This is a genomic window from Streptococcus sp. 2021WUSS109 (genome assembly GCF_044427305.1).
GTDB lineage: Bacteria > Bacillota > Bacilli > Lactobacillales > Streptococcaceae > Streptococcus > Streptococcus suis.
In genome coordinates this window covers 1-2273 of record NZ_JAOTGF010000048.1, presented here as the reverse complement: position 1 = coordinate 2273, position 2273 = coordinate 1, and the positions used below count along the sequence as shown (strand labels likewise).

Here is a 2273-nt window from a genome sequence, read left to right as displayed (position 1 = left end):
GACTAGTCCCTCAAGAGACAACTCAATCATTCTATCATCTTCTACTGAACTTGTCAACACTTTTTCGAAACTTTTTTTCATTCCGCTACTGACTAGCCCCTCAAGAGACAACTCATTTATTCTATCACGACTTATACACATTGTCAACCAGTTTTTTGTTTTTTTACACTGAAAGTTCTATTTTTTAAACACTCTCTATTCTTCCATTTCGTGATTCCCTTCTTGTAGAACCCGTACGGATATGCTCTCTCGTACAACTCCTAATGTCAATCCAAGTTTAAATGTTCGACCTTGGAAAAATCTCCCACATCAATACACAGTTCATTTTTGACAACATTTCTTCTTGTTAGCTACTTTTCAACAGCATTGTGAAGAGTTATGTAGTTGATATTCTTTCCTGTTTATTATGTAGTGGCCGAATTTGCTCCTCATCGACTTTATAACTAGGCTATTTTTTCCAAAAAAAACAAAAGTCGCTAGATTTTTCTAACGACTTTGTTATTATACGCGTTCAACTTTGCCTGATTTTAGTGCACGTGCTGAAGCCCAAACTTTTTTAGGTTTACCATCAATCAAAACAGTTACTTTTTGAAGGTTTGGTTTAACTGCGCGTTTAGTTTGGTTCATAGCGTGTGAACGGTTGTTACCTGATACAGTCTTACGACCAGTGAAATAACATACTTTAGCCATTGTATCTTCCTCCTCATTTGATCAAATATATCGGATGTGCTAGCACCACATACCTTACTATTCTAACAGAAAAGATTGGACTTGGCAAGAATTATTTTCATTTTTATTTTTTAAAGTATCTATACTCATAGGTAAATATTTTAATACTACAGTTTGCGCCCCATCCATAATTCTTCGTTCTCTAAGTTATTACAGTCATGAAAACTTTGGAGCGGTTTATATTTTAACTGTTCTCTGCTCACTTCTATCGTAGATTTCTTCATGGCAAAGAACTAGATCAAACTTAATCAACTATTATAATAAAAAGGATTCTCGAAAGAAAATCCTTTTTGATTTAATCTAAGAAACATATGCTTTGTTTGCTTGAAATCTGAGATTTCTTCGCAGTTACATTAAGCTTTGTTCGCTGAACCGAATACGTCGATACGCTCTTCAACAGATGCTTGGATAGCTTTCACGCCGTCTGCCAAGAATTTACGTGGGTCAAAGAGTTTTTTCTTATCGTATTCTGCTTCGTTTGCTTCATAAGCCGCTGCAAACTTACGAGTTGCGTTTGCAAATGCGATTTGGCACTCAGTGTTTACGTTAACTTTAGCAACACCCAATTTGATTGCTTCTTGGATTTGTGCATCTGGAATACCTGAACCACCGTGCAATACGATTGGGAAACCTGGTACAGCTTCAGTTAATTTACGCAAGTGGTCAAGGTCAAGACCTTCCCAGTTTGCTGGGTATGGACCGTGGATGTTACCGATACCTGCTGCCAAGAAGTCAATACCAGTTGCAACCATTGCTACTGCGTCTTCAATTGGAGCCAATTCACCGCTACCTACGATACCATCTTCTTCACCACCGATAGTACCAACTTCAGCTTCAACTGAGATACCTTTAGCGTGTGCCAATTCTACAACTTCTTTTGCTTTTGCAAGGTTTTCTTCTACTGGAAGGTGTGAACCGTCAAACATGATAGAAGTGTAACCAACTTCGATACATTCAAGTGCATCTTCGTAGTGACCGTGGTCAAGGTGAATAGCAACTGGAACTGTAATGTTCATTGATTCAATCAAGTTTGCAATCAAGTTACGAGCTACTTTGTAACCACCCATGTACTTAGCTGCACCCATAGAAGTTTGGATAAGAACTGGAGCTTGTTTTGCTTCTGCTGCACGCAAGATAGCTTGAGTCCACTCAAGGTTGTTTGTGTTAAATCCACCAACTGCATAACCGTTGTCACGCGCTGCTTGGACAAATTTTTCTGCTGAAACTAATGGCATTTCGATAGCCTCCTAATATTTTTTGAGGTTGCACCTCATACTCTTCTATTCTACCATTTTTATTTTGAAAATGCTAGTTGAAACCGTCTAGTTTTGAGAAAACTTTCACATATCTTTTCATGAAAGCCGTAATAATGCCTGTTTCGTATCATTCTTGTAATTTATGAACTAGCATATATCGTGCTCTGCACTTATCTAGACAAAGCAAAAGGACTAGCCTTAGCTAGTCCACTATGCGGAGAGTGGGACTTGAACCCACACGACCTAAAGCGGTCACAGGATCCTTAGTCCTGCGCGTCTGCCAATTCC

Annotated in this window: 2 protein-coding genes; both read right to left on the bottom strand. The window is 38.6% G+C overall.

Annotated features, from left to right (window positions below; all coding sequences use genetic code 11):
* Positions 1–501: 501 nt before the first annotated feature.
* Entirely contained in the window at positions 502–690 is a 189-nt protein-coding gene (gene rpmB, locus ODU37_RS10620) for a 50S ribosomal protein L28 (RefSeq protein ID WP_001140948.1), read from the bottom strand.
* Between the two features lie 392 nt (positions 691–1082).
* Complete coding sequence (locus ODU37_RS10615) at positions 1083–1964, bottom strand: class II fructose-bisphosphate aldolase (protein ID WP_011922635.1); 882 nt, start codon at positions 1962–1964, stop codon at positions 1083–1085.
* Positions 1965–2273 lie beyond the last annotated feature (309 nt).